3 protein-coding genes are annotated in these 2,532 nt (G+C 61.0%); 1 reads left to right on the top strand and 2 read right to left on the bottom strand.

The window, feature by feature from the left end:
* Both OXH56_06610 and OXH56_06615 read right to left on the bottom strand, forming a co-directional pair.
* The coding region (locus OXH56_06610) for a hypothetical protein (GenBank protein ID MCY3554980.1) at positions 1–343 on the bottom strand (343 nt) is incomplete at its 3' end.
* Positions 344–351: 8 nt separating this feature from the next.
* Positions 352–1,563, bottom strand: coding sequence for an aminotransferase class V-fold PLP-dependent enzyme (locus tag OXH56_06615; GenBank protein ID MCY3554981.1), 1,212 nt, complete (start codon positions 1,561–1,563; stop codon positions 352–354).
* A gap of 241 nt (positions 1,564–1,804) precedes the next feature.
* On the opposite strand from OXH56_06615, the gene OXH56_06620 reads away from it, so the two are divergent.
* Positions 1,805–2,532 (top strand): aldolase/citrate lyase family protein (locus tag OXH56_06620; protein ID MCY3554982.1); only part of this gene is annotated, 728 nt, incomplete at its 3' end.

The raw sequence follows: 2,532 nt of genomic DNA on the forward strand, positions 1-2,532 counted from the left end.
AGCGATGCTCTGCCCAGGGGTCGTCCACGGCGATGAGCTCACACCGGAAGGCCTTCAGTATCTCGACGAGGCGATTGGCGAAGGGTCCGTTGGTCACCACCGCCACCTGTTCCCCCGGCTGGAAGAGACTGCTGAGCCCGGCGTCGAGCGCGCCCGAACCGGGGGCCGTCATGATGATTACGTCGTTGCGGGTCTGGAAAATGGTCCTGAGCATCGATACGGTTTCTTCGTAGATCGGTCCGAAGTCTTCACCGTAGTGAGGCAATACCTGCTGGCTGAGCGCCTCCAGGGTTTCCTCCCAGATATCGATTGGACCGGGCAGCAATAGTTTGGGACGGGTCATGGGCACGTTCAATCCAGTTTCACGTCGGGATACTTCGCGATGATTTCGTTGATCGCGCTGATGAACCGGTCAATGTCGTCGTAGGAATCGTAGAAATGGGTGGACACCCTGAAAAACGATTGGCCATCCACACCGAGGGCGGTCACCTCGATCTTGTAGTCGCTCCAGAGATACTGGCATACCTTCGACAGGTCGATGCCTTCGATCGAGAAACTGGAAATGAACCCGGACATGGATTCATCGATCGGGATCGTGAGGCGGGCCCCCCGTATCCGCTCGACCGCCTGGGCCTTCAGGTACCGCGCCAGGCCGAGGCAATAGGGCCGGATCCTGCTTTCCCAGCCGATTTCCTCCTGGTAGTCGATGGCGTCTCCCAGGCCGGCATGGTGGGTCTGGTCCCGGGTCCCGTTTACGTCGTAGCGACTGGCCGAATCGGTTTCGCGCATATTATGGCCGATAATTACGGGACGGATCCGGTTCTGGTACTTTTTATCCATGTAGAGGAACCCCACGCCCTTCGGCGCCAGCAGCCATTTGTGGGAACTGCTTGCGTAGAAGTCACATCCGACTTCGGACAGGTCCAGAGGGACCATCCCCACGGCGTGGGCGCCGTCCACCATGGCCACGGCCCCGTGGGCGTGCGCCAGTCGGGTCAGCTCCGTGATGGGAGCGACCAGTCCGGTCGTGAAGTAAACGTGGCTGAAGATCACCACACTGGTGTTCTCCGTCATGCCTGCCGAATAGGCGTCCACGATGTCCTGTGGCGAGGACGGCGGAATGGGCAGGGAAACATAGTTCAGGTTCAGTCCGTCCCGCTCGGCCAGCCACGTCCACAGGGCGCGGACGGCGGGGTATTCCTGGTCGCTCAGAAGCACGTCGCTGCCCCGCTCCCAGATCAGGCCCTGGCCGGGTATGTTCATGCCCATCGTCGTGTTCAGCACGAGGGCGATCCGGTCCGGGGTCGTCCCCACGAACCGGGCCAGCTTCTCCCTGGATGCCTCCACCAGGGGCCTGAGCAGGTCTCCGTGCCGTCGGTTCAGCGGATCCGTCTCGAATTCCCGCATGAGTTCGATGATGCGTTCGATGACCGGTCTGGCGGAGGGACCTACCGTTCCCCCCTGCAGATAGGTCACGTCGTCCATCAGGTAGAACTGTTTCCGGATCTCCGACCAGTAGGCCGCTTCTTCGGCAGTGATGGGATGTCTGGATTGAGTGGTCATGGATAGTCCTGGATAGCGTGGATGGACGGGTCGCCGACCGATACAAGACAGCCCGTCTATTCTAAAGTTGCCCCCCTGTGGTGTCAAGACGATACGATACATTTCACCGTTAGAAAAGCCTTGTCAATGCGGGGTTACCGCCTAACTTGTCCAGATTGGTAATCCACCGAACATATCAGCATGCCGGGTTGTTGACGGAAGTCCGTTTCTGTCCGGTTTTTGAATAGGAGAATCAAGGCCGATGCGAGGAAACAGGGTGCTGGAAAAACTACGGGCCGGTGAAGTCGCCCACGTGGTCGGCGGTCACAGCCATACGGCGAATTCCATCGATTTCATGGGGCAGTTCGGTTTCGACGGCTACTGGATCGAGGGAGAACACGGGGACATCACCTTCGACCGGATCGGAGACGTATCCCGGGCCTGCGACCTGTGGAACATGGCGTCGGTGATGCGGGTGCACGCCAACGAGACCGGGTTGATCGGCCGTACGCTGGACTGCGGGGTCAGCGGGCTGGTCGTCCCTCACGTGAGCAGCGCCGAGGCGGCGGAACGCGTGGTCCGGGCCAGCCGGTTCGCCCCGGCCGGCATGCGGGGCATGTACTTCAACCGCCGGGGTTACGGCACCGAGAACAGCGAGTTCATCGCGAAGGTGAACGACGAGATCCTCGTCATCGTGCTTATCGAGGAGATCGAAGCCGTGGAGAACCTGGACGAGATCCTCGCCGTCGACCACATCGACGTGTTCTTCGTCGCCCCGGGCGACCTGGCCCAGACCATGGGCTATCCCGGAGAGATGTACCGCCCGGAGGTGAAGAAGGTGGTATCCGATACCCTGTCACGGATCGTCGCGGCCGGCCGGAACGCGGGGTCGCTCGTAGGAGACGAGACCTTCGAAGCGCACGCCGAGATCGGTGTCCGGTTCTTCTTCACCGTGTATGACCACTGGCTCCGGGCCGGCGCCGCCTGGTT

The organism is Gemmatimonadota bacterium (genome assembly GCA_026702745.1).
Lineage (GTDB): Bacteria > JAAXHH01 > JAAXHH01 > JAAXHH01 > JAAXHH01 > JAAXHH01.